The organism is Aliidiomarina sp. (genome assembly GCF_047920995.1).
Taxonomy (GTDB): domain Bacteria; phylum Pseudomonadota; class Gammaproteobacteria; order Enterobacterales; family Alteromonadaceae; genus Aliidiomarina.
In genome coordinates, this window is the sequence record NZ_JBLRWZ010000087.1 from 1 (window position 1) to 808 (window position 808).

Below are 808 nucleotides of genomic sequence, written 5' to 3' on the forward strand. Positions count from 1 at the left end.
ACGATCAGCAGCGCCGTTCCGCCAAAGAAGAAGGGCACATTGAGCTGACTGATCAGGACCGTTGGCAACACACAAACAGCTGACACGTAAATGGCACCTGCGAAGGTCAAGCGACTGAGCACAGTATCTAAATAGGTCGCAGTTTCCTTGCCCGGCCGGATGCCAGGCACAAAACCACCCTGATTCTTGATGTTTTCAGCTACGTTCACCGGGTTAAAGGTTATAGCCGTGTAGAAGTAGCAGAAGAAAACGATAAATGCAACATAAAAGATATTATAGACCAGGTGCTCAGGTGACAGATAGCCAGAGATCCGCTGGACCCATGGGGCATCAACAAAGCTCGCTATCGTCGCTGGAAACATCATAATCGAACTGGCGAAGATCGGTGGAATAACACCAGCCATATTGATCTTCATCGGCAGATGACTCGACTGACCGCCCATATTGCGCATGCCAACGACCCGCTTGGCATAATGAATCGGTACGCGGCGCTGGGCTCGTTCCATGAAAACAATAGCGCCAACGGTAGCAAGCATCAAAGCGAGAATAAAGATAACCACTGTCGGTGTCATGGCGCCGGTTTCCAGCAATCGCAAGGTATTAACGATAGCCGAAGGCATCCCGGCAACAATACCCGCAAAGATGATCAGGGAGATACCGTTACCAATGCCGCGTTCAGTGATCTGCTCACCAAGCCACATAACAAACGCGGTACCAGCCGTCAGAGTGATCACTGTCATCAGGATAAAACCAGCACCCGGGTTAGGAACAACCGGCTCTCCGGCGGGACCAACCATGCCCTGAAGGC

At 51.6% G+C, this 808-nt stretch carries 1 protein-coding gene; it reads right to left on the reverse strand.

Annotation, left to right across the window (positions count from 1 at the left end; translation table 11 throughout):
- A partial coding sequence (secY, locus tag ACNA7P_RS11225; RefSeq protein WP_416258710.1) for a preprotein translocase subunit SecY occupies positions 1–808 on the reverse strand: 808 nt, incomplete at both ends.